Below are 19,843 nucleotides of genomic sequence, written 5' to 3'. Positions count from 1 at the left end.
CTGCTGCGCTGCACGCAGGAGATCATCACCAACGCCCAGCGCCACGCGCAGGCCGCGGAACTGCGCCTGCGCTACCGCGTCGAGGATCGCGCCGTGCGGCTCCTGGCCAGCGACGACGGCCGCGGTGCCGACGCGCCCGCGGCCGGCAACGGCCTGCGCGGCATGCGCGAACGCGTCGCCGCGTACGGCGGCAGCGTCGGGATCGCCACCCGGCCCGGCGCGGGCTTCGCGCTGGACCTGTACCTGCCCCTGGACGACCGCCCCCGCGCGGCCGCCGCCCCACCTGCCCATGCCCTGGCTGGAGAAGAGGAATGATCCGCATCTGCCTGGTCGACGACCAGACCCTGGTCCGCCAGGGCATCCGCTCGCTGCTCGCCCTCGCCGAGGGCATGGAAGTGGTCGCCGAGGCCGCCGACGGCCGCCAGGCGGTCGAGCTCATCCCGCAGGTGAAGCCCGACGTGGTCCTGATGGACATGCGCATGCCGGTGATGTCCGGCCTGGAGGCCCTGCAGGCGCTGGCCCGCTCCGGGCAGTTGCCGCCGGCGATCATCCTGACCACCTTCGATGACGATCAACTGGTGCTGGCGGGCCTGAAGGCCGGCGCCAAGGGCTATCTGCTGAAGGACGTGTCGCTGGAGCAACTGGTCGGCGCCATCCGCACGGTGGCCGAGGGCGGCTCGCTGGTGCAGCCGGCGGTGACCCAGCGCCTGCTGTCCGGGCTGGAGCACATGCGCAACGATTTCGTCAGCCTGGATCGTCCCGATCCGCTGACCGATCGCGAGACCGAAATCCTGCGGCTGATGGCCAGCGGCTTCTCCAACAAGGAGATCGCCAATTCGCTGGGCGTGGCCGAGGGCACCATCAAGAACCACGTCTCCAACATCCTGTCCAAGCTCGGCGTGCGCGACCGTACCCGCGCGGTGCTGAAGGCGTTCGAACTGCAACTGGTCTGAAAACGGGGACCCGCCGGGCGCCGGGTCCGGCGGGTACGCCGCTGCCGATACAGGCATCCCCATGGCGCCGCGCCCCGCCAGACCGCGCCAGAGGACGGATTTCCCGGTCCGAAGGGGTGTGAAGGACGCGTGTTTCCGGGCCTCCGGAACGAGGGCGCGATCCGGCGCCGGAATGGGCTGCGCGGAACCCGCCAAGCCTGTTAGGATGCGCGGTGCACATTTTCAATGGCCGAGGCACCGGCCCCCGGAGACTCCCTGAATGACCCGTTTGATCGAGTTCCTGATTGCACTGGCGCTGGTTCTGGCGCTGTTTTTGGTGATCGGCCTGGTGCTGCCTTCCCAGCGCCATCTGGAAGAAAGCGCCGAGACCAACCGCCGCATGACCATCGTGTTCGACACGCTGAACAACGTGCGCCGTCTCAAGGACTGGAACCCGCTGCTGCCGCACGCGGCCAATGAACTTTCCTATTCCGGCGGCGATGAAGGCCATGCCGGCGTGGGCGCCCGCGTCGACTACGACTCCCCGGGCCAGTGGGGCAAGGGCAGTTGGGAAATCACCGCCAGCGAGCGCCCGGCGCCGAACGGTGGCACCGGCAAGATCACCTACGCGATCACCGATCAGAAGCTGGGCAAGGACAAGACCACCACGTTCAACCTGGAACCGACCGGCAAGAACAACCGCAACGTCAAGATCACCCAGACCTATGACGTGAGCTACGGCTGGAACCTGATCGGCCGCTACGCCGGCATGTACGTCAGCCGCCACGTCGGCGACGCGGTCAAGGCCGGCCTGTCCAAGCTGACCAACATGCTGGCCACCGTGCCGAACTTCGACTACCGCACCGAAGGCAGCAAGCTGACCGGCCTGAAGATCGTCGAGCTGCCCGCCGAGGACCTGCTGGTCGTCAACGCCGGCAACATCGATCGCAGCAACGACGCGATCAAGGCCTCGATCAAGGCCAACCAGGAGTGGATCAAGCGGGTGATGGACGCCAACGGCCTGGAAGCCGCCGGCCCGGTCCGCATCATCACCACCGACTTCGGCGCCGAGAAGTACGCGTTCGACGTGGCCGTGCCGGTCCGCAAGGCGGGCACCGGTCCGAAGACCCCGAGCGCCGACGCCAAGGACAAGGACGGCAACCCGATTCCGGTTCCGGTCCCGGCCACCTCCACCCCGGTCGCCTCCACGGGTGATCTGAAGGTCACCATCCCGTCCGGCGCGCCGGTCGAGCACGTGGTCACCAAGGCCCACCGTTCCGCGTTCGCCAACTACACCGGCTTCATGGCCGAACTGGATGCCAACCGCAGCGCCCTGCGCGCCTGGGCCGTCACCAACGGCTACGAAGTGGTCGACCGTCCTTACGAGTCCTGGAAGGGCGGCGTGGACAACTCGTTCACCGAGAACGGCCAGTTCGACATCTACTGGGCCATCAAGTAATCCGCTACGGGATTTCTGCCTTGTTCGCGCAGAATCCCGTGCGTGACCCCGACAACGCGCCGCTCACTGCGGCGCGTTGTTTTTTTGCGCGGCCGTTTTTCCGCGACGGACAGACGATCGCCGGCACCCGCAGGATGCCCTGATGCATTACGACCGACGCCAACGCAAACCTTCCGTCCTTGCCCTGTGCGGCGGCCTGCTGGCGGGCGCCTCGGTGGGCCTGTCCGCCTATGCGGCCCATGCGATCAGCGACGCGCTGGCGCAGTCGCGGCTGGAGACGGCGGCGCTGTTCGCGTTCGGGCACGGCATCGCCCTGGCCGCGCTGGCGGCGGGGACCACCCGCTGGATGGGCAGGACGGGGCTGTGGCTGCTGCTGCTGGGCACGTTGCTGTTTTCCGGCAGCCTGATCGCGGCGGTGTTCGCCGGCTGGCCCACCCGGCTGGCGCCGGCCGGTGGCATGACCCTGATGGCGGGCTGGTTGCTGTGGGCGCTCGACGCCGTGCGCCGGTGACCCCATGCCCCGTTATTCGCGCGGATTCGACACCGAGGCGGCGTTCGATCACCTGAGCCGGCGTGATCGCAAGCTGGGCACGTGGATGAAGCGGATCGGCCACATCGAGCCGCAGCCGACCTGGCGCAAGCCGTTCGATCCGGTCGATGCGCTGGCCCGCGCCATCCTGTATCAGCAGCTCAGCGGCAAGGCCGCCGCGACGATCGTCGGGCGGGTGGAAGCCGCCATCGGCAGCACCCGGCTGCATTTCGACACGCTGGGAAGAATCGATGACGCTGCGCTGCGCGCCTGCGGCGTGTCGGGCAACAAGACCCTGGCGTTGCGCGACCTGGCCGCGCGCGAGGCGCGCGGGGAGATTCCGGATCTGAGGCGGATGTCGACGATGAGCGAGGACGCCATCGTCGAGGCGCTGGTGCCCATTCGCGGCATCGGCCGGTGGACCGTGGAAATGATGCTGATGTTCCGGCTGGGCCGTCCCGACGTGCTGCCGGTGGACGATCTGGGCGTGCGCAAGGGCGCGCAGTTCGTCGACAAGCTTGAAACCGCGCCGACGCCGAAGGAACTGGTGGCCCGCGGCGAGCGCTGGGGCCCGTACCGGACCTACGCCGCCCAGTACCTGTGGCGCATCGCCGACTTCGGCACCAGGGCCAAGGCGCCGACCAAGCGCTCGCAGGATTAGGCGGCGCCCGCCCGCCGCTGCTCCGACCGTTCGGATCACCCGCCGGGGCCGCGGAACCAACGGATGGCCATGTAGAACGAAGCCCGCTCCGCTGAACCCCCGGCGCCCATCCCTGGACGCCGCAGCGGAACGGGCTCCGCTCTACATGTCAGCGCTTGAAGGTCATGCGCAGCAGGGTGTCGTCGTGGCGCACGTAGTGGTGGTACAGCGCGGCCAGCGCATGCAGGCCAATCAGCCAATAGCCGGCGACGGCGATGCCTTCGTGCCATTCCTCGAGGCTGTCGCCCAGGGTTTCCCGCGCGCCCATCAGGGCCGGCAACGCCCAGCTGCCCAACGCCGGCGAGGTGCCTTCCGCATTGAGCAGCAGGTATCCCAATACCGGCGTGATCAGCATCAGCCCGTATAGCGCCATCGCCATCGCGCTCCCAGCCAGTTTCTGCCAGGCCGGAAGCGCCGGCGCGATCGGTGGGGTGGGCGAGGATGCCCGCACCAGCAGGCGCACCAGGGTCACCGCGAACACGCTGATGCCGAGGAAGAAATGCGCGGTCTTGATCAACTGGCGCGCGTCGCTGCCGCGCGGGAACAGGCCGCGCAGCTCGATGGTGGCGTAGACCGCGGCCAGCAACAGCAGGGTCAGCCAGTGCAGGGCGATCAGGGACGGACGATAGCGGGCATGGGTGGAGAACATCGGGGTGGCCACGTCGGGAGACATCCCGAGTGTCGCCACCCGCGTCCGGTCGCGCATTGATCTCGCTCAAGTCCGTCGCGCTTTCGCCACGGTGAGCGCGGCAACGACAATGCAAATCGTTCGGCCGATCTCGTCCCGGCGGCACTGGATTCGTTGCGTGTTCGACTCAAGCGGGCAGGTACTTGTCCCACAGCCGGTTGCGGAAACGGCGCTCCGGATCGATCCGACGCTTGAGCGCGGCGAAGGCGGCGGCTTCCGGATAGGCGCGGTGGAATTGCTCGGGCGTGGCGTGCAGCCTGTAGGGCAGGTAGTAGCGTCCGTCCAGCGCCAGCGCGGTGTCGATGAGCTGGCGGGTCCAGGCGCCGGCCGCCTGGTCGACGCCGGACCAGGTCCGCTGCTTGTGGTACAGCACGAAGGAAAACACCTCCTGCGGCGCCCATTTCAGCAGCGAGACCGTATCGGCCGGCGAATGCCGGATCGAAACGTTGAGCGCGTTGACCTCGTGCCGCCGCAGGATGGCCGCCATCCTCCGCGCGAAGGTCGCGAACGATCGCACCGGGATGAAGTACTCCTGCAGCAGGTAGGTCGAGAACCTGCGCGTGCGCGGTTCCAGCGAGGCGGCGTCCAGGCTGGCCTCGTGGTTGCGCATGACCACCACCGGTTCGGCCAGGATGCGCTCGGTCTGGAATTTCTCGCGCAGCGCGCCGCCGCCGGGAAGTTCGGAGGCCGACCAGATCAGGTTCTGTTCGCGCCCGTAGTCGAGGTGGCGGGGTACCAGCCGCTCGGTGACGGTGAGCGGCTGGTCGGTGCGGGTCCAGCTGATCGCCAGCGGCCGCTCGAAATCCGGCGGCATCAGATCGGCGTTGTGCAGCAGGATGCCGGGGCGCGCGTGGACTTGCTCGCGGAAGAAGTCCGGATATTCGTCCAGCGCCACCCGTTGCGCGTCGCGGCGGATCGGGAAGTTTTCGTCCAGATCCAGTTCCACCTCGGTGACCACGCCCAGTCCGCCATAACCGCCCAGCACCGCGGAAAACAGTTCCGGCGAGCGTTGCCGATCCAGTTCGCGCACGCCGCCGTCGGCGGTCACCAGTTGCAGGGCGCGCACCGAGTGCGCCAGCGGGCCGGCGCCCACATAGCGGCCATGGCAGTTCACCGACAGCGAGCCGCCAATCGAAAAGTTGCTGTAGCTCTGCATGATCCGGACCGCCAGATCCCACGGATCCAGATGTTCCTGCAGATCCCGCCAGCACATGCCGGCCTGCACGCGGGCGACGCGATTGACCGGATCCAGATGCAGCAGGCGATTCATCGCGCGCATGTCGACGTGGGTGGAACCGTCGGCGGCGATCTGTCCGCCCATGCTGTAGCGCGCCCCACCAATCGAGATCGGGCCACGGGTCTGGCGCAGCGCCTGCCGGAGGGCGGCGGTGGACGCGGGCCGGATCTGGCCGGCGACCGGAATGTGGTCGATGTCGGTGACGTCGCTGACCGTTTCCGCGTCGGTGTCGTCACGACGGCAGCCGGCGACGGTGGCCGCGCCGCCGAGCGCCATGGCCTGCAACAGACGCCGGCGCTGGCGGTCGGCTTCAGTCCGCATCGGCCGTGACATCAGCGGTGTAGCACCAATGCCACGGTTCGTAGACGATGCCGTGCGGGTTGTCGCGCGGATAGCTGAGGGTGAAGCCGAACGCACCCGCGTTCGCCACCAGCCATGCGAAGGCGGGCGTCTGCTCGAAACTTTCCTCGGCCGGCGGCTCGCCGGGAGCGCCGATGTCCAGCGCCCGGCCGCTGTGATGCTCGCTGTAACCCGGCGCGGCATTGACGGTGAGAATCTGCTCCACGGTCAGGCCACGCGCCCGCTTGCGCGCGAAAATTCCAAGCTGGTAGGCGTGGCTGCGGTAGCCGGAGATCGCCTCCAGCACCACGCTGTCGCGGCCGGCGGCGTCGCGCAGGGCCAGCCAGGCGCGCGCGGTCGCCAGGGTCAGCCACAGGGCGCGGCGATAGCGGTCGAAGCCGGCGAAGGCAAGGGTGTCCGGTTCGGCCACCAGTGGCAGGCCGGTGTGCTCGCCGTAACGGTCGTCCAGCGCCAGCGCGTGCAGGTGATCGCGCAGGGCATCCAGCGGCAGTTCGCCGGCCTCGCCCCGCCAGGAACCGCGGCCGTCGCCTTCGTGATCCAGTCGATCCAGCGCCGCCTCGATGCCGGCTTCGCGCGGCAGCCCGGGCACCAGCGGCATCAATCCTTCGGGCAGTTCCGCAGCCAGGTAACGGCCGTCGTGCTTGCGCCGCAGCACCCGCCGCGCGCGGGCGAGGATGCGCGCATCGGCGTTGCTGCGCGCGCGCAGCAGGCCGCCGGGCCACAGCTCCACCTCGGGCGTGTTGAACAGTCGGGTCTTGAGCGGAACCGGGGGCGTGTGCATGCCCGGCAGCTTAGCGTCGCGGCGTGGAGCCCGCCACTTCGCGCAGGCCGTCCAGCAGCTCGCGGGGCTTTTCCGGGCTGAGCAGCACCAGCGGACCTTCGCGCAGCGGCAGCACCAGCACCCGCGCGCGATCGCTGATCAGGCAGAACGCCCTGGCCTTGTTGCGCAGGCGATAGTGGCCGGCGGTGAAGGCGGGCAGGCTGAAGCCGTTGGTCTTCACCCGCGGCTTGAATTCGGTGTGCTCGTCCAGATCGATGATCCGGGCATTGTCCAGATCGATGGCGTTGACCGGAACGCGCTTCTGGAACATGGTCGCAGTGATGCGCAGCTCGCCATGCTCCAGCTGGATGCGGCGGCGGCGCAGCAGCACATGCAGCACCACGCCCACCAGCAGCGGGAACGGCAGGGTGACCAGCAGTCCGCGCGGGATCTGCTCGCTGGAAGACCACAGCACGGAGCCGGCCACGATGGCCATCGCGCTGGTCATCGGCAGCCACAGGCCGAGCAGGGTCCAGCGATCGAGCGGGGCGACGGTGAACTCACGGGCCATGCTCAGTGTTCCTTGATCCAGCCGCCGATGTCGGCGACGAGCTGCGCGTCGACCTGGCCTGGCCGCTGGTACTCGGACAGGGAGCCGGCGCCTTCACCGGCGATGCCCAGATGGTTCAGCGCGGGGTAGTGCTTGAACGTGGCGTTGCGATCACCCGCCAGACCGTCGCGCCAGCGTCGCCAGTCGGCGTCGACGACCTGGAAATCGCGGCCACCCTGCAACAGCAGCAGCGGCAGCGCGCCCGCCTTGGCGTCGGCCACCGGATCGATCGCTTCCAGCGAGCGCCAGTAGCGGGCGGGCAGGCCCAGCGGGGTATCGGTGGAGTCGTCGGGCGCGTTGCCGCGCACGTTGGCGATCTGGGCGTCGAGCTTGTCCAGGAATGCCTGCTTTTCCGGGCTGGGCGGGCCCTGCTGCGCGAGCAGGTAGCGGTTCTGCTCCGGCAGGAGGGTCAACAGCGAACGCGCGGGCGCGGCGAACAGGATCAGCCCGGCCACCTGGCCGGAGCGCCGGGCGATGCGCGGCGCCAGCATGCCGCCCTGGCTGTGCCCGAGCACGAACACGCGCTTGCCGTCGATGCCGGGCTGCGCGCGCAGCGTGGCGACGGCGGCCACTGCATCGTCGGTCACCTCGTCATCGACGGTGAACGACTTGCCGCTGAAATCCTGGGGACGGGCCTTGCTGCGCTTCTCGTAGCGCAGCACCGCGACGCCCTGCGCGGCCAGGCCGCGCGCGATGTCCAGGAACGGGCGGTTGGGGCCGATGGTTTCGTTGCGATCCTGCGGGCCGGAGCCATGCACCAGCACCACGGCGGGGAAGGGACCGGCGCCCTTGGGCATCGCCAGGGTCGCGGCCAGCGCCTGTTCGCCGGTCCCCACGGTGAGTTCGCGTTCCTGGTAGGACGCATCGGCGGGAACCGGCGTGGCGGCCGCCGGCGGCGCCGGCTGCAGCAGGAAGCCGGCCACCTTGCCCTGCGCATCCACCGCGACCTGCGCGTTGATCGCGCCGTTGGCGAACTCCAGCCGGATCAACGCCACCTGCATGTCCTGTTGGGGCATGACCCTGGGCTCGCCGCGCGTACGCAATCCGCCCATCTGCGCCGGCAGCGATTCCCACACCGCCTTCAACTTGTCCTGCGGGACCGCCGCGGCCATTTCCGGCGAGAACATCGCTTCGGCGGCGGCGTATTCACCGGCCTGCAAGTGGTCCAGCAGGCGATTGGCGAGCGCGCCGGGCGCGTCGGCGGCGAAGCCGGCCGGGGAGAACAGCGCGCCCAGCACCAGCGCAATCCACAAAGAAGCGCGCATCTCAGATCTCCTTCTTGAAGATCATCTGCACCGCGGTCATCGGTGCCGGCACGATGATGTTCACCAGTTCCCAGCCCTGCGCACCCTGGCGATTGAGCTCGTTCTGCAGTTCCTCGTGCTTGAGTCCGCCCATCAGGCCGGGCTTCACTTCGATGACCTGGTAGGTCCAGCGCTTGCTCATGTTGCTCTCCTTTTGCATCCTCGCGAATCCGTCGCCGTGCGCCGGAACGCGGCATCAGTTGTCGTCTTCGGATTCCGGCGACGAGGGTTTGGGCAGGCGCCCGGCCTTGCGCAGCGCATCGCGCAGCACGTACTCGATCTGCGCGTTGAGCGAACGCAGTTCGTCATCGGCCCAGCGCTGCGCCGCGTTCAGCACGTCGGCGTTGATGCGCAGGGGATAGGCTTTCTTCTCGGCCACGACGCCTGCCCGTTGCCCGGCTCAGTACAGCGAGCCGGTGTTGACGATCGGCTGGGTGCTGCGGTCGCCGCACAGCACCACCAGCAGGTTGCTGACCATCTGCGCCTTGCGTTCCTCGTCCAGCTGCACCACGCCGTTCTTCTGCAGTTCGGCCAGCGCCATCTCGACCATGCCGACCGCGCCGGCGACGATGCGGGTGCGCGCGGCGATCACCGCGTTGGCCTGCTGGCGCTGCAGCATCGCCTGGGCGATTTCCGGCGCGTAGGCCAGGTGACTGATGCGCGCGTCGATGACCTGCACGCCGGCGTCGGCCAGGCGCTCGGCCAGTTCGTTCTTCAGGTGCTGGGAAATCTCGGTGGCGTGGCTGCGCAGGGCCAGCTGGCCTTCCTCGTGCTGATCGTAGGGATAGCTGGTGGCCATCGCCCGCAGCGCGGATTCGGACTGGATGTGCACGAAGCTCTCGTAGTCGTCCACGTTGTAGACGGCCTCGGAGGCATCGACCACCTGCCACACGATCACCGCGGCGATTTCGATCGGGCTGCCATCCAGCTCGTTGACCTTCAGCTTGCCGCTTTCGAAGTTGCGCACCCGCAGGCTGACCTTCTTCTTGGAGTAGAAGGGGTTGTTCCAGCGCAGGCCGTTGTCCTTGACGGTGCCGACGTACTTGCCGAACAGGCTGATCACCGCCGCCTGGTTGGGCTGCACGGTGTACAGGCCGATCAGGCTGAAGAAGGCGAGCGCGCCCAGGATGACGCCGGAGGCGATGCGGATGCCGGACACGACGCCGGAATGCTTCGGGTCGGGGCCGAGGCCGGTGGCGAACAGCCAGACGGCCAGGGCGGTCACGGCCAGCAGGGCGAGCAGGAAGGGAATGCCGGGCAGCGAGCGGATGGGGTTCTCTTTCATGGGTGGTCTCTCCTTGTTGGAATGAAAGATATCAAAATGATATCAACTGGCAAGTGCCGTTCGTCGGGCGGCCGGTCCGGGCCGGTAGAATGCCGCTCCCTCCCGCATCGGAATCCCGCCCCATGGTCGACCTCGGCACCCCGCTCAGCCCCCACGCCACCCGGGTCCTGCTGCTCGGGTCGGGCGAACTGGGCAAGGAGGTCGCGCTGGAACTGCAGCGGCTGGGCGTGGAAGTCATCGCCGCCGACCGTTACGCCGATGCCCCGGCCATGCAGGTCGCGCACCGGTCGCACGTGCTGGACATGCTGGATCCGGCCGCGGTCCGCGCGCTGGTCGCGCGGGAACGCCCGCACGTGATCGTCCCGGAGATCGAGGCCATCCACACCGACACCCTGGTGGCGCTGGAAGCCGAAGGCGCCACCCGGGTCATCCCGACCGCCCGCGCCGCCCGGCTGACCATGGATCGCGAGGGCATCCGCCGGCTGGCCGCCGAAACCCTCGGCCTGCCGACCTCGCCGTACCGCTTTGTCGATACCGAGGCCGAGTACCGCGAGGCCATCGCCGCCATCGGCCTGCCGTGCGTGGTCAAGCCGGTGATGTCGTCCTCCGGCAAGGGCCAGAGCACGGTGCGCGGCGACGCCGACATCGCCCCGGCCTGGGAATACGCGCAGACCGGCGGGCGCGCCGGCGCCGGCCGTTGCATCGTCGAGGGCTTCATCGACTTCGACTACGAAATCACCCTGCTGACCGTGCGCCATGCCGGCGGCACTTCGTTCTGCGAACCCATCGGCCATCTGCAGCGCGACGGCGACTACCGCGAAAGCTGGCAGCCGCAGCCGATGTCGGCGCGCGCGCTGGAGAACGCGCAGGCGGTGGCGCGCGCGGTCACCGACAATCTGGGTGGCTGGGGTGTGTTCGGCGTCGAGTTGTTCGTGAAAGGCGACGAGGTCTGGTTCAGCGAAGTCTCGCCGCGCCCGCACGACACCGGCCTGGTCACCCTGGTCTCGCAGGAGCTGAGCGAATTCGCGCTGCATGCGCGCGCCATCCTCGGCCTGCCGATTCCGGTCATCCGCCAGCAGGGTCCGTCCGCCTCGTGCGCGGTGCTGGCGCATGGCCATGGCGTGCCGGTGTTCTCCAACGTGGACCAGGCACTGGCCGCGCCGGACACCGCGCTGCGCCTGTTCGGCAAACCGCGGGTGGAAGGCCATCGCCGGGTCGGCGTGACCCTGGCGCGCGCCGCCGACATCGACACCGCCCGCGCCATCGCGCGCGACGCCGCCGAAGCCCTCGGCATCGAACTCAAGTAAGGAATCGACGATGAACGGAAACGAAGGCTACGCGGTGTTCTTCTTCCCGCAGGCGCTGGAAGCGCTGGGCGAGGCCATCAAGCCCTACCTGGTGCAGGTGGAAGGCGGCGAACCGCACATCCTGTGCCGCGAGATCGACACCGCCGGCGCGTTGATCGAGATGACCCTGGAAGGCCTCGCGCCGGACGGCAAGACCGTGCAGATCGAAGTCATGGTGCCCGGCAGCATGGTCAAGATGATCGTCTCCGCCCGCAGCGACGGCGCCATCGGTTTCAGCCCGCGCACCACGGTGGTGGGTTCGTAGCCGCCGAACATCCCGCCTTCGCGACTCACGTCGCTCCTGCGGAAGTATTCAGAGCCCCAGATCCGCCCACACCAGATGGTGATCGCTGCCATCGGCGATGGCGGCGTCGGCGTCGGCGTCGGCCTTCGCGGGCCAAAAGACGCCGCCGCCCTCGTAGGCGAAGCCGGTGGAGGGCAGCACGTAGTCCAGCCGCATCGCGCCGGCCTTGGGGCCGAAGTCGCCGGTGACGTGGCCGGGCGCGCCGCGATGGGCGATGCCCTTGGCCGCGTAGGCTTCAGCGGTTTCCGTGCCGCCGGCGCTCTGCGGGGTGGGGTGGCGCATTACTCGCGGATGTTCTAGCAGTTCCAGGATGGCGTCGTGGCGGCCGTCGCCGTCGACCGGATCGTTGTTGAGATCCCCGGCGATGACGAAGCGCGCATCCTGCGCCAGACCACCGCAGGCGCCGGCGTCGTCGCACAGCCACGGCTTGTCGCCGGCGCTGATGTACTCATGCCACAGGCGCAGTTCGTCGTGATTGCGCGCGCCGTTGCGATCCTCCGGACCGTCGAACACCGGCGGCGTCGGATGCGACACCAGGAAATGCACCACGCCGGTCGGCGTGCGCACCGGCACGTCCCAGTGCGACTTCGACGACAGCCGCAACCGCGTCCACACCTCGTCGCGATACCACGGCTTGCCGGTGGCGGGATCGATCGGGCGCGCCGCGCCTGGCAGGCTGCTCCAGCGCAGCAACTGGAACGTGCGCACCTGCGCGGCGTCGATCGGATGCTTCGACAGCACCAGCATGCCGTACTGGCCCGGGTGCAGGCCGTAGCCCCAGGCGTCGTTGCCGCGCGCGCGGCCTTCGCCGCCGGCCTCGCCGTTGTTGTCCAGATCCAGGCCGCTGGGCACGCCGGTGTTGACCGGGGCCAGGTAGCGGTAGGGATAGCGCAGTGCATCGCCGCCGCCGGGCTGGGCGACTTCCAGATAGCGCTGCTGGAACAGATCTGCCGCGCGGTGGGCGTCGTCGTAATCGAACTCGTTGAGCAGCACCAGATCCGGGCGCACCTTCTGCAGCACCGCGGCGATCTTGCGCGCGTGCGCGCTGTCGCGTTCCAGTTCGCGGATCACCCCGCCGGCCTCGTCCGAATACAGCGAGGTGTTGTAGGTGGCCACGCGCAGTCGCGCGGAGCGGTCGGCGAGAGTGGCGGCGGGATCACCGTGCACGTTGACGTTCACGCAGGCAGTCAGCAGGGAAAGCAGGCAGGCGGGCAGGAGGAAGGTTCGCATGCCGATATTCTGACATGGGCGCCGCCGCCGCCGATGACAGCGCGGTTACGGATCCGGTGGCGGCTGGAAATCCCGCCAGCCGCGGCCGTCGTAGGCTTCCAGCGGATGGAAGCGGCGCTTGTAGTCCATCTTGCGATGGCCGTGGATCCAGTAACCCAGGTACAGGTGGGGCAGGCCCTCGCGGCGCGCCCAGGCGATCTGGCGCAGGATCGCCAGCGTGCCCAGCCCGCGCGCGGTCAATTCGGGATCGTAGAAGGTGTAGACCGCCGACAGCGCTTCCGGCAGCAGGTCGGTCACCGCGACCGCCAGCAGGCGGCCATGCTCGCGCAGTTCCAGGAACCGGCTGTTGGCCCAGCTGCCGATCAGGAACTGCTCGAACTCCACCGCGCCATGATCGTCCATGCCGCCCAGCGGGTGGCGCGCGCTCAGGTAGCGCTGGTACAGCGCCAGATGCTCGGCGCCGCGTTCGGCCGCCACCACCCGCACCTCCACGTCCTGGTTCTGCCGCGCGCAGCGGCGCTGGCTGCGATCCGGTTCGAACCGCGCCACCGGAATCCGCACCGCCACGCAGGCCTGGCAGCCCAGGCAGTGCGGCCGGTAGACGATGTCGCCGGAACGGCGGAAGCCCCACGCCAGCGCATTGGGATAGAACATGGGCAGGCGCGGATCGCGCGGGTCCAGCACCAGATCGCGCGCATTCCGATCCGGCCAGTAGCCGCAGGGATGTTCGCCGGTATGGAACAGGCGCAGGTCTTCGGCCGGCTGCGGAGGATTGTTGCCCATCACGATGCCGCCAGTCTTGGCGCAAGCCAGATGAAGAGGGCGCCCGCGCCCGCGCCGGCCAGCACGCCGGCCACCAGATCGCGCGGCACGTGCCGCCGCAGCTCAAGCCGTGACCACGCCACCAGCGCGGCGAACAATCCCGCGCCGATGCCCCAGGCCGGATGAACCTGCGACAGCAGGATCGCGGCGTACACCACGAACGCCATGTGCAGCGACAGCTTGCACCAGCGGGCGCCGAGCATCGCCACCGCGATCAGCGCCGCCGCCAGCGCCAGGCCCAGCGCCAGCTGCGCGGGCTGGCCAGCGAACCAGGCCAGCACCGCCGCCAGCGCCAGCGCCGCCAGCAGGAGACGGTTCAAGGTCCGGCGCTCCTCGTGCCGGCTGGCGTCCACGTGCTGCCAGCGCCCGCGCCGCACCTGCCAGCCGGACCAGCCCATCACCAGCGCGGCGAACGCGGCGAAACCCAATCCCATCCACGCCGCCTCGCGCACGCCCAGCGTGCGCGCCGCCAGCAGCAGCGCGGCGGCCGGCAACACCAGCATCGGGTGGCCGAGGATGGAAACGGCGCGGGCGAAGGCGTGGACCATGCGGCCAGCATACTGCGCGCCCGTCGTCGCGGCGCATGCGACCGGCTGGAAACTGAATCCGCCCGTCGCCGCGTCAACCAACGCGGCGCCCGGGCGTTTTCCCGGTCAGTGGCGCAACCGCGCCGCGTGATCAGGAGAACCCGCAGATGACCCGCAACAAGACCCTGCTCGTGGTGGCCGTGCTGACCGCATTGGGCGCAGGCACCGCCTTCGCCGCCACCCAGTCCGCGCCGGCCGCCGGCGCTTCCCGTCCGACCCTGGACAAGAACGGCGACGGCGTCATCGATCGCGCCGAGGCCGCCGCGCATCCGCGCCTGGCCGAGCACTTCGACACGCTCGACAAGAACAAGGACGGCAAGTTGAGCGCCGAAGAGCGCCCGCATCGCCGGCATGGCATGGGCGACGGCCACCGTCGCGGCCGCGGCGATCACGGCGGCATGATGAAGCAGCTGGATACCGATGGCGACGGCCGCATCAGCAAGGCCGAAGCGGCCGGGCAGCCGCGCTTCGCCGAGCACTTCGCGAAGATGGACGCGAACGGCGACGGCTACGTCGACGCCAAGGATCGCGAACTGCGCGGCAAGCAGCGCCGCGACGAATGGTTCGCCAATGCCGACACCGACAAGGACGGCAAGCTGACCCGCGCCGAGATCGACGCCGCCGACGCCAACCGCCGCGCGCAGTTCCAGCAGCGCATGCAGGCGCGCGGCGCCGAGCGTTTCGCCGCCGCCGACACCAACAAGGATGGCCGCATCAGCCGCGACGAAGCCAAGGGCAAGCCGCGCCTGGCAGAACGCTTCGATCAGCTCGACGCCAACAAGGACGGTTTCCTTGGCCAGGACGAACTGAAGCCGCGTTCGCCGCACTGAACCGCGCAATCCGTCGTTTCCACGCACACCGGCCGCCTTGCGCGGCCGGTGTCGTGTCCGCGGCGGCTTCTTGATGGACCCATGCAGGAGCGACGTCAGTCGCGACGTGAAAATGAACCGGCCGGGAACCCACGGGGCGACCGTTCACCCCTCCCCGGCGGATCTTTTCTTTCAACTTTTCCTTCAATCCGTTTCGACCCCGGGTCGCGGGGGACATCAGAACGCCGGAAACGCCAGCCAGGAGGCAGGACATTTTCCCGGTTGTCATCCACCGCCATGGCGGCGCGCCGCAACCGCCAACGGACGAAAAAAGCGCGGGTGGCTCGGCTCAGAAGGTCAACCGCCCGCTCGCGATCAATCCGTACAGCAGGCCACCGAAACCCGCCACCAGTCCGATGGTCACGCCGACCACGCGCCATTTGCGCCGACGCGCCTCGTTGGCGGTTTCGGCCACGGGATCCGCCGCCATGTCGCGCGCGCGCCGGCGCGCCAGGATCCGCGGCAGCCAGCGGCTGCACGACCACATGATGCCGCCGCAGTACGCCGCCGTCAGCAGCACGTGCGGAATCCAGCCCGGTACCTTCGACAGCGCGGTGGCGCCAATCACGAACAGCAGGATCATCGCGGTGCTGACCGCGCCGTAAAGAATCAGGCCACGGCGTTCCTGGGCGTCGAACGGCTCCCGCAGCTGCTTGCGGATGCCGAACCAGACCGCGCCGATGCCGCCAATCAGGCCGAAGGCGACCGCGCCGAACGACGCGCCCAGCACCTTCAGCAGGCCCTTGCCGGCCAGCGCCGAACCGGTGCCCAGCACCGCGGCGGCGGCGGTCGGCGGCGCGCCCACCGCCAGCGCGCCCAGCACGGCGCTGGCGAAGGCCGCACCCGGCGCGCTGCTGCGGGCGAACTCGCCGAAATGCTTCATCAGTTCCTCGCGCACATAGCCGCGTGCCCGCGACAGGCGCTTGCGTACCGCCGCGTCGGTCAGCCCCAGCAGATGCGCGACCTGCTGCGAACTCTGGCTCTCGCGGTAGTACAGCAGCAGTACCTCGCGGCTGTCTTCCGGCAGCGCGGCGATGACGTCGGCGGCCACCCGTTCCTGCTCGGTCTGCAGCACCCGCTCCGCTGGCGTCGGCGCGGTGTCGGTGGCCAGTTCGATGGCGATGTCGGCCGCCTCGCCGGTCATCGGCCGGTACTGCCCGGCGCGCAGGTGGTCGCGGGCCAGGTTGCGGGTGATCTGGCGCAGCCACGGCAGCAAGCTGTCCGGATTCTTCAGGCTGCCCAGATGCTTCCACGCCTTCAGGAAGGCTTCCTGGGCGATGTCCTCGCTGGCGTGCACGTCGCGGGTGATCGCATAGGCAATCGCGGTCACGGTGTTCTGGCAGGCACCGATGATCCGCCCGTAGGCATCCCGGTCCCCGCGCTGGGCGGCGGGGAACTCATGGCGCAGGGTCAGTTCCAGCGGGGCGGTGGCGGCGGTCATCGGCGGTCGGCTCCAGGGCGGCTATGGAAGCACAGACGCCCGGGGGAACGCGATGTGACCCGGCCGCGATTCGGAGCCGGCAACGGGCGCGGCGTTCGCCGGGACGACGGAGCGGAAACGCGCCGCAGATCCCGCCATCGTCATTCCAGCGCAAACCAGAACGGCGCCGCGAGGCCGCCCGGCAGCCCCGAGGCGACGCCCTTCAGAGCCGCCCCGACACCTTCATCGAGATGACCAGGCCGCCGAACGCCAGCACCGAGGCCACCAGTACGCCGGTCGCGCCGTACATGCTCTCGTACATCCAGGCCATCCGCTTGTGCCCGCGCCGGGCCACGTCGCGCGCCACCAGCGGTTTCATCAGCCGGCGCAACGGCACCATGCACTGGTAGTTGATGACGCTCATGCCGATCACCGCCACCAGCGTCATCGGCAGCCAGCCGCGACTGAAGATGGCCGCCGCCATGATGAGGATGCCGACCACCGCGGCGGTGGCGGTATTCATGCGGATGAAGCGGCGCAATGGCGCGCGTTCGGCTTCGGTGTCGGCGAAGCCCAGCAGCAGGCGGCCGCCGAAATAGGCGCCCAGCGCGCCGCCGACAATGCCGCCGACCACCGCGCCCACCGAGAAACCGGCGGTGGCGCCGCCGTGGGTCAACGCGTCGAAGGAGCCCATCAGCGTGCCCATCGCGGTGCCGCCGGACAGCGACGACACGCCCAGCCCGCTGGCGCCCAGCTTGCCGGCGCTGGCCGAACCCACGCCGACCGCGCCGGCGCCGATCGCTATCGCGGCGCTGGCCACCGGCGCCGCGCTCATCAGGCCGCTCACCACCAGCACGGTGAAGGCCGCGCCGGGCGCGCTGGAACGGGCGAATTCGCCGAAACGCCTGAGCATTTCCTCGCGCACGATGCCGCGCGCCCGCGACAGCCGCTTGCGCACCGCCGCGTCGCTCAGGCCCAGCAGTCCAGCCACCTGCTGCGAACTCTGGCCCTCGCGGTAGTAAAGCAGCAAGGTTTCGCGGCTGTCCTCCGGCAACGCCGAGATGATGTCGGCCGCGACGACTTCCTCTTCCGTGCGCAGCAGGTGTTCGGCCGGCGACGGCGAGGGATCGGCGGTCAGGTTGATCGCCAGTTCCGCCGCTTCGCCCGACATCGGCTTGTGGTGCTGGGTGCGCAGGTAGTCGCGCGCCAGGTTGCGGGTGATCTGGCGCAGCCAGGGCAGGAAGCTGGTGCTGTTCTTCAGCCGGTCCAGTTGCTGCCAGGCGCGCAGGAAGGCTTCCTGGGCGATGTCCTCGCTGGCCTGCACGTCGCGGGTGATGGCGAAGGCGATCGCGGTGACCGTGTTCTGGCAGGCGCCGACGATGCGGCCGTAGGCATCCTGGCTGCCGCGCGCGGCGGCGGGCAGCTCGTGTTGCAGCATCAGTTCGAGGGTCTGGGCGTTCATCGGGGCGGGGCTTCCATGGGTTCCTGGTCCCCGGGACGAGACCGCCCGGAAAATGTGACCGGACCGGTCAGTTGCCGGAAGCCGGCTTCACCTGCACCCGCATGGCGTCCTCTTCCTCGCCGTCGGCCGGCGCCGGCGGCGCGGGCGCGGCGGTCGGCGCCGTGGCGGGCGCGGGCGCCGGCGCGGCCGGACGCGGCGCGCGGTGGCGCAGCACCGTGAACACCGCCGCCACCGCGATCAGGCCCAGCAGGATCAGGCGGATGCGCCAGGCCCAGGAGTTTCGCCTGGGCGGGTCGTCCTGGGTGCTGGTGAAGGTCAACGGCGCGGGGCCGGCGCCGGGGCGGGTGGTTTCCAGCAGCCCGGCCTCGCGCAGGATCTGGCGCGCGCGCGGCTGGTCTTCCGGATGCCGCACCCACACCGCCGGCTGCAGGCCCTTCGGCACCGGCTCGGTGTAGCGGAACTGGCTGCCGCGCTTGCCGCGATAGGAGCGCTCGTTGCTGATGTGGACCTCGATGCCGGCGTCGCGCAGCAGCTTGGCCACGCCTTCGACGGTTTCCAGGCGCTGGCTGGTGAAAATCTGGCGCATCGTCGATCAGTCCCTGGCCGGCACGGCGGCCGCGGCCTGCGCGTCGGGCACCACCCGGATCAAGCCTTCCTGCGCGGTGCTGGCGACCAGCCGGCCATGGCGATCGAAAATCTGCCCGCGCGCCAGCCCGCGCGAACCCTGCGCGCTGGGGCTGTCGATGGAATACAGCAGCCAGTCGTCGGCGCGGAACGGACGGTGGAACCACAGCGCGTGATCCAGCGAGGCCATCTGCACGTTGGGCTGGTAGTAGCTGATGCCGTGCGGGTAGGTGGCGGTGCCGAGCAACTGGAAATCGGAAGCGTAGGCGAGCAGGGCGCGGTGCAGTTCCGGCGAATCGCCGACCTTCTCGCTCAGCCGGAACCAGACCTGCTGGAACGGCGGGCGCTTGGGCGGATTCAGTTCGTCGCGCGGATACACGTGGCGGAACTCGAACGGCCCGCGCCGCGACAGCCAGCGCTGGACCTTGATCGGCAGCGTCGCCATCACCTCGGCGGGCACGGCCGGCGCCGGATCGATATCTTCCGGCTGCGGCACCTCGGGCATCGACAACTGGTGTTCCGCGCCGGGCTCCTCGCCCTGGAACGAGGCCGCGCAGAAGAAGATCACCCGGCCATGCTGGATCGCGGTGACCCGGCGCACCGAAAAGCTGCCGCCATCGCGGGTGCGGTCCACCTCATAGACGATCGGCGCCTCGATGTTGCCGGCGCGCAGGAAGTAGGCATGCAGCGAATGCGCCCGGCGCTCGCCTTCGCCTTCCACCGTGGCCTGCGCGGCCGACAGCGCCTGGCCCAGCACCTGTCCGCCGAACACGTACTTGGTGCCGATGTCGCGGCTCTGGCCCCGGAACAGGTTGTCCTCCAGCCGCTCCAGCGAGAGCAGGTCGATGAGTTCGCTGACGACGGGTTCAGGACTGGGGGACACGGCGGCTCGCAGGGCGGGTCGGGGAGGCTGGGGATTATACGGGCAGGGGGATGGACGCTCCGGATGGCTGGGGATTGGGCTGGGGATTGGGCTGGGGATTGGGCTTGGGCTTGGGCTTGGGCTTGGGATTGGGATTGGGATTGGGATTGGGGCTTCGGGCCTCGGGATTCGGGATGAGGGATTCGGATGACGGGCTTGGAAATTCGGAATTCGGAATGACCGACCATGCGGTCGTTGCAAGCCGAGATTCGTGAAGGCGGGCGATTATCCGGATCGCGGAACCGCTCGCGCTTTGCCTCCCCCTTCGCAGAAGGGGGACCGAGGGGGATTTGCTCCTGGCGGAAAACCCACCCCCGTAGGCGGGGGGGCCGGGGGGCCCCGCCACCAAACAGGGGCGGCCGTAGCGGGGGGCCGCACCCCAAATAGGGGGCG

The 19,843-nt window shown here is 69.4% G+C and carries 23 protein-coding genes; 8 read left to right on the top strand and 15 right to left on the bottom strand.

From position 1 onward, the window contains the following. From ACTHN1_RS18675 to ACTHN1_RS18655, 5 genes are all read left to right on the top strand, one after another. Positions 1-315: ATP-binding protein (locus ACTHN1_RS18675; protein WP_440472421.1), on the top strand; the 315-nt coding region annotated here is incomplete at its 5' end. Continuing rightward, the gene (locus tag ACTHN1_RS18670) at positions 312-953 is read left to right on the top strand and encodes a response regulator (RefSeq protein ID WP_440472420.1); all 642 of its coding nucleotides are present in this window, start codon (positions 312-314) and stop codon (positions 951-953) included. The genes ACTHN1_RS18675 and ACTHN1_RS18670, both read left to right, overlap by 4 nt. 259 nt (positions 954-1,212) lie before the next feature. After that, the gene (locus ACTHN1_RS18665; protein ID WP_440472419.1) at positions 1,213-2,391 is read left to right on the top strand and encodes a polyketide cyclase; all 1,179 of its coding nucleotides are present in this window, start codon (positions 1,213-1,215) and stop codon (positions 2,389-2,391) included. Between the two features lie 142 nt (positions 2,392-2,533). Further along, positions 2,534-2,902, top strand: a complete 369-nt coding sequence (locus tag ACTHN1_RS18660; RefSeq protein ID WP_440472418.1) for a DUF423 domain-containing protein — start codon at positions 2,534-2,536, stop codon at positions 2,900-2,902. 4 nt (positions 2,903-2,906) lie between these two features. Then, a complete protein-coding gene (locus ACTHN1_RS18655) occupies positions 2,907-3,581 on the top strand; it encodes a DNA-3-methyladenine glycosylase family protein (RefSeq protein WP_440472417.1) in 675 nt (224 codons plus the stop codon). A gap of 148 nt (positions 3,582-3,729) precedes the next feature. Here the strand turns inward: ACTHN1_RS18655 and ACTHN1_RS18650 are convergent, their stop codons facing one another. From ACTHN1_RS18650 to ACTHN1_RS18615, 8 genes are all read right to left on the bottom strand, one after another. Next, entirely contained in the window at positions 3,730-4,293 is a 564-nt protein-coding gene (locus tag ACTHN1_RS18650; protein WP_440472416.1) for a cytochrome b, read from the bottom strand. 142 nt (positions 4,294-4,435) lie between these two features. Further along, positions 4,436-5,866 (bottom strand): FAD-binding oxidoreductase, encoded by a 1,431-nt coding sequence (locus ACTHN1_RS18645; RefSeq protein WP_440472415.1) that lies wholly within the window; start codon positions 5,864-5,866, stop codon positions 4,436-4,438. Next, positions 5,856-6,686 (bottom strand): M15 family metallopeptidase, encoded by an 831-nt coding sequence (locus ACTHN1_RS18640; protein WP_440472414.1) that lies wholly within the window; start codon positions 6,684-6,686, stop codon positions 5,856-5,858. Before ACTHN1_RS18640 ends, ACTHN1_RS18645 begins: the two co-directional genes overlap by 11 nt. A 10-nt stretch (positions 6,687-6,696) precedes the next feature. After that, positions 6,697-7,236: a PH domain-containing protein gene (locus ACTHN1_RS18635; protein ID WP_440472413.1), complete on the bottom strand. Its 540-nt coding sequence runs from the start codon at positions 7,234-7,236 to the stop codon at positions 6,697-6,699. A gap of 2 nt (positions 7,237-7,238) precedes the next feature. Next, positions 7,239-8,540: an alpha/beta hydrolase gene (locus tag ACTHN1_RS18630; RefSeq protein WP_440472412.1), complete on the bottom strand. Its 1,302-nt coding sequence runs from the start codon at positions 8,538-8,540 to the stop codon at positions 7,239-7,241. A 1-nt stretch (position 8,541) separates the two neighbouring features. Next, positions 8,542-8,721, bottom strand: coding sequence for a DUF4177 domain-containing protein (locus tag ACTHN1_RS18625; RefSeq protein ID WP_295376165.1), 180 nt, complete (start codon positions 8,719-8,721; stop codon positions 8,542-8,544). A gap of 54 nt (positions 8,722-8,775) precedes the next feature. Further along, positions 8,776-8,958, bottom strand: a complete 183-nt coding sequence (locus tag ACTHN1_RS18620) for an Arc family DNA binding domain-containing protein (protein ID WP_440472411.1) — start codon at positions 8,956-8,958, stop codon at positions 8,776-8,778. A gap of 21 nt (positions 8,959-8,979) precedes the next feature. Beyond that, a complete protein-coding gene (locus ACTHN1_RS18615) occupies positions 8,980-9,864 on the bottom strand; it encodes an SPFH domain-containing protein (RefSeq protein ID WP_440472410.1) in 885 nt (294 codons plus the stop codon). 122 nt (positions 9,865-9,986) lie between these two features. Between ACTHN1_RS18615 and purT the strand changes: the two genes are divergently transcribed. Beyond that, positions 9,987-11,171 (top strand): formate-dependent phosphoribosylglycinamide formyltransferase, encoded by a 1,185-nt coding sequence (purT, locus tag ACTHN1_RS18610; RefSeq protein WP_440472409.1) that lies wholly within the window; start codon positions 9,987-9,989, stop codon positions 11,169-11,171. A gap of 10 nt (positions 11,172-11,181) precedes the next feature. Then, the gene (locus ACTHN1_RS18605) at positions 11,182-11,475 is read left to right on the top strand and encodes a hypothetical protein (RefSeq protein WP_440472408.1); all 294 of its coding nucleotides are present in this window, start codon (positions 11,182-11,184) and stop codon (positions 11,473-11,475) included. Between the two features lie 48 nt (positions 11,476-11,523). Here ACTHN1_RS18605 and ACTHN1_RS18600 read toward each other — a convergent pair whose 3' ends face one another. Genes ACTHN1_RS18600 through ACTHN1_RS18590 form a run of 3 tightly spaced genes read right to left on the bottom strand, consistent with a single transcriptional unit; the run spans position 11,524 to position 14,114 of the window. Further along, complete coding sequence (locus tag ACTHN1_RS18600; protein WP_440472407.1) at positions 11,524-12,744, bottom strand: endonuclease/exonuclease/phosphatase family protein; 1,221 nt, start codon at positions 12,742-12,744, stop codon at positions 11,524-11,526. Between the two features lie 45 nt (positions 12,745-12,789). Next, positions 12,790-13,527, bottom strand: a complete 738-nt coding sequence (locus ACTHN1_RS18595; RefSeq protein WP_440472406.1) for an arginyltransferase — start codon at positions 13,525-13,527, stop codon at positions 12,790-12,792. Beyond that, positions 13,527-14,114 carry a hypothetical protein gene (locus tag ACTHN1_RS18590; RefSeq protein ID WP_440472405.1) on the bottom strand — a complete coding sequence of 196 codons (588 nt, stop codon included), beginning with the start codon at positions 14,112-14,114 and terminating at the stop codon, positions 13,527-13,529. The genes ACTHN1_RS18595 and ACTHN1_RS18590 overlap by 1 nt, the downstream gene beginning before the upstream one ends. A 146-nt stretch (positions 14,115-14,260) precedes the next feature. Here ACTHN1_RS18590 and ACTHN1_RS18585 point away from each other — a divergent pair, with 146 nt between their 5' ends. Continuing rightward, positions 14,261-14,983: an EF-hand domain-containing protein gene (locus ACTHN1_RS18585; RefSeq protein WP_440472404.1), complete on the top strand. Its 723-nt coding sequence runs from the start codon at positions 14,261-14,263 to the stop codon at positions 14,981-14,983. Between the two features lie 328 nt (positions 14,984-15,311). On the opposite strand, the gene ACTHN1_RS18580 is transcribed toward ACTHN1_RS18585, so the two are convergent. The 4 genes from ACTHN1_RS18580 to tesB all read right to left on the bottom strand — a co-directional run bounded on the left by ACTHN1_RS18580 (position 15,312) and on the right by tesB (position 19,411). After that, positions 15,312-16,463 carry an RNA polymerase sigma factor gene (locus ACTHN1_RS18580; RefSeq protein WP_440472403.1) on the bottom strand — a complete coding sequence of 384 codons (1,152 nt, stop codon included), beginning with the start codon at positions 16,461-16,463 and terminating at the stop codon, positions 15,312-15,314. 202 nt (positions 16,464-16,665) lie between these two features. Next, entirely contained in the window at positions 16,666-17,904 is a 1,239-nt protein-coding gene (locus tag ACTHN1_RS18575; RefSeq protein ID WP_440472402.1) for an RNA polymerase sigma factor, read from the bottom strand. A gap of 67 nt (positions 17,905-17,971) precedes the next feature. Continuing rightward, on the bottom strand, positions 17,972-18,490 hold the full coding sequence (locus ACTHN1_RS18570; protein WP_440472401.1) for a pathogenicity-like protein: 519 nt from the start codon (positions 18,488-18,490) through the stop codon (positions 17,972-17,974). Positions 18,491-18,496: 6 nt separating this feature from the next. Next, a complete protein-coding gene (gene tesB, locus ACTHN1_RS18565) occupies positions 18,497-19,411 on the bottom strand; it encodes an acyl-CoA thioesterase II (RefSeq protein ID WP_440472400.1) in 915 nt (304 codons plus the stop codon). Positions 19,412-19,843: the final 432 nt, after the last annotated feature.

The organism is Pseudoxanthomonas sp. (genome assembly GCF_051953815.1).
In the GTDB taxonomy this organism is placed as follows: Bacteria; Pseudomonadota; Gammaproteobacteria; order Xanthomonadales; family Xanthomonadaceae; genus Pseudoxanthomonas_A.
Note: the sequence above shows the minus strand (reverse complement) of the source record. Positions and strands in the feature narration are given on the sequence as shown.

Bases quoted from the DNA above. Each gene is read 5' to 3' on its own strand.
- ACTHN1_RS18665 (WP_440472419.1), top strand. From the start codon at position 1,213: ATGACCCGTTTGATCGAGTTCCTGATTGCACTGGCGCTGGTTCTGGCG.
- ACTHN1_RS18570 (WP_440472401.1), bottom strand. From the start codon at position 18,490: ATGCGCCAGATTTTCACCAGCCAGCGCCTGGAAACCGTCGAAGGCGTG.
- ACTHN1_RS18575 (WP_440472402.1), bottom strand. From the start codon at position 17,904: ATGAACGCCCAGACCCTCGAACTGATGCTGCAACACGAGCTGCCCGCC.
- ACTHN1_RS18600 (WP_440472407.1), bottom strand. From the start codon at position 12,744: ATGCGAACCTTCCTCCTGCCCGCCTGCCTGCTTTCCCTGCTGACTGCC.
- ACTHN1_RS18615 (WP_440472410.1), bottom strand. From the start codon at position 9,864: ATGAAAGAGAACCCCATCCGCTCGCTGCCCGGCATTCCCTTCCTGCTC.
- ACTHN1_RS18595 (WP_440472406.1), bottom strand. From the start codon at position 13,527: ATGGGCAACAATCCTCCGCAGCCGGCCGAAGACCTGCGCCTGTTCCAT.
- ACTHN1_RS18670 (WP_440472420.1), top strand. From the start codon at position 312: ATGATCCGCATCTGCCTGGTCGACGACCAGACCCTGGTCCGCCAGGGC.
- ACTHN1_RS18640 (WP_440472414.1), bottom strand. From the start codon at position 6,686: ATGCACACGCCCCCGGTTCCGCTCAAGACCCGACTGTTCAACACGCCC.
- ACTHN1_RS18660 (WP_440472418.1), top strand. From the start codon at position 2,534: ATGCATTACGACCGACGCCAACGCAAACCTTCCGTCCTTGCCCTGTGC.
- ACTHN1_RS18650 (WP_440472416.1), bottom strand. From the start codon at position 4,293: ATGTCTCCCGACGTGGCCACCCCGATGTTCTCCACCCATGCCCGCTAT.
- ACTHN1_RS18630 (WP_440472412.1), bottom strand. From the start codon at position 8,540: ATGCGCGCTTCTTTGTGGATTGCGCTGGTGCTGGGCGCGCTGTTCTCC.
- ACTHN1_RS18645 (WP_440472415.1), bottom strand. From the start codon at position 5,866: ATGCGGACTGAAGCCGACCGCCAGCGCCGGCGTCTGTTGCAGGCCATG.
- ACTHN1_RS18635 (WP_440472413.1), bottom strand. From the start codon at position 7,236: ATGGCCCGTGAGTTCACCGTCGCCCCGCTCGATCGCTGGACCCTGCTC.
- ACTHN1_RS18655 (WP_440472417.1), top strand. From the start codon at position 2,907: ATGCCCCGTTATTCGCGCGGATTCGACACCGAGGCGGCGTTCGATCAC.
- ACTHN1_RS18585 (WP_440472404.1), top strand. From the start codon at position 14,261: ATGACCCGCAACAAGACCCTGCTCGTGGTGGCCGTGCTGACCGCATTG.
- ACTHN1_RS18605 (WP_440472408.1), top strand. From the start codon at position 11,182: ATGAACGGAAACGAAGGCTACGCGGTGTTCTTCTTCCCGCAGGCGCTG.
- ACTHN1_RS18590 (WP_440472405.1), bottom strand. From the start codon at position 14,114: ATGGTCCACGCCTTCGCCCGCGCCGTTTCCATCCTCGGCCACCCGATG.
- purT (WP_440472409.1), top strand. From the start codon at position 9,987: ATGGTCGACCTCGGCACCCCGCTCAGCCCCCACGCCACCCGGGTCCTG.
- ACTHN1_RS18580 (WP_440472403.1), bottom strand. From the start codon at position 16,463: ATGACCGCCGCCACCGCCCCGCTGGAACTGACCCTGCGCCATGAGTTC.
- ACTHN1_RS18625 (WP_295376165.1), bottom strand. From the start codon at position 8,721: ATGAGCAAGCGCTGGACCTACCAGGTCATCGAAGTGAAGCCCGGCCTG.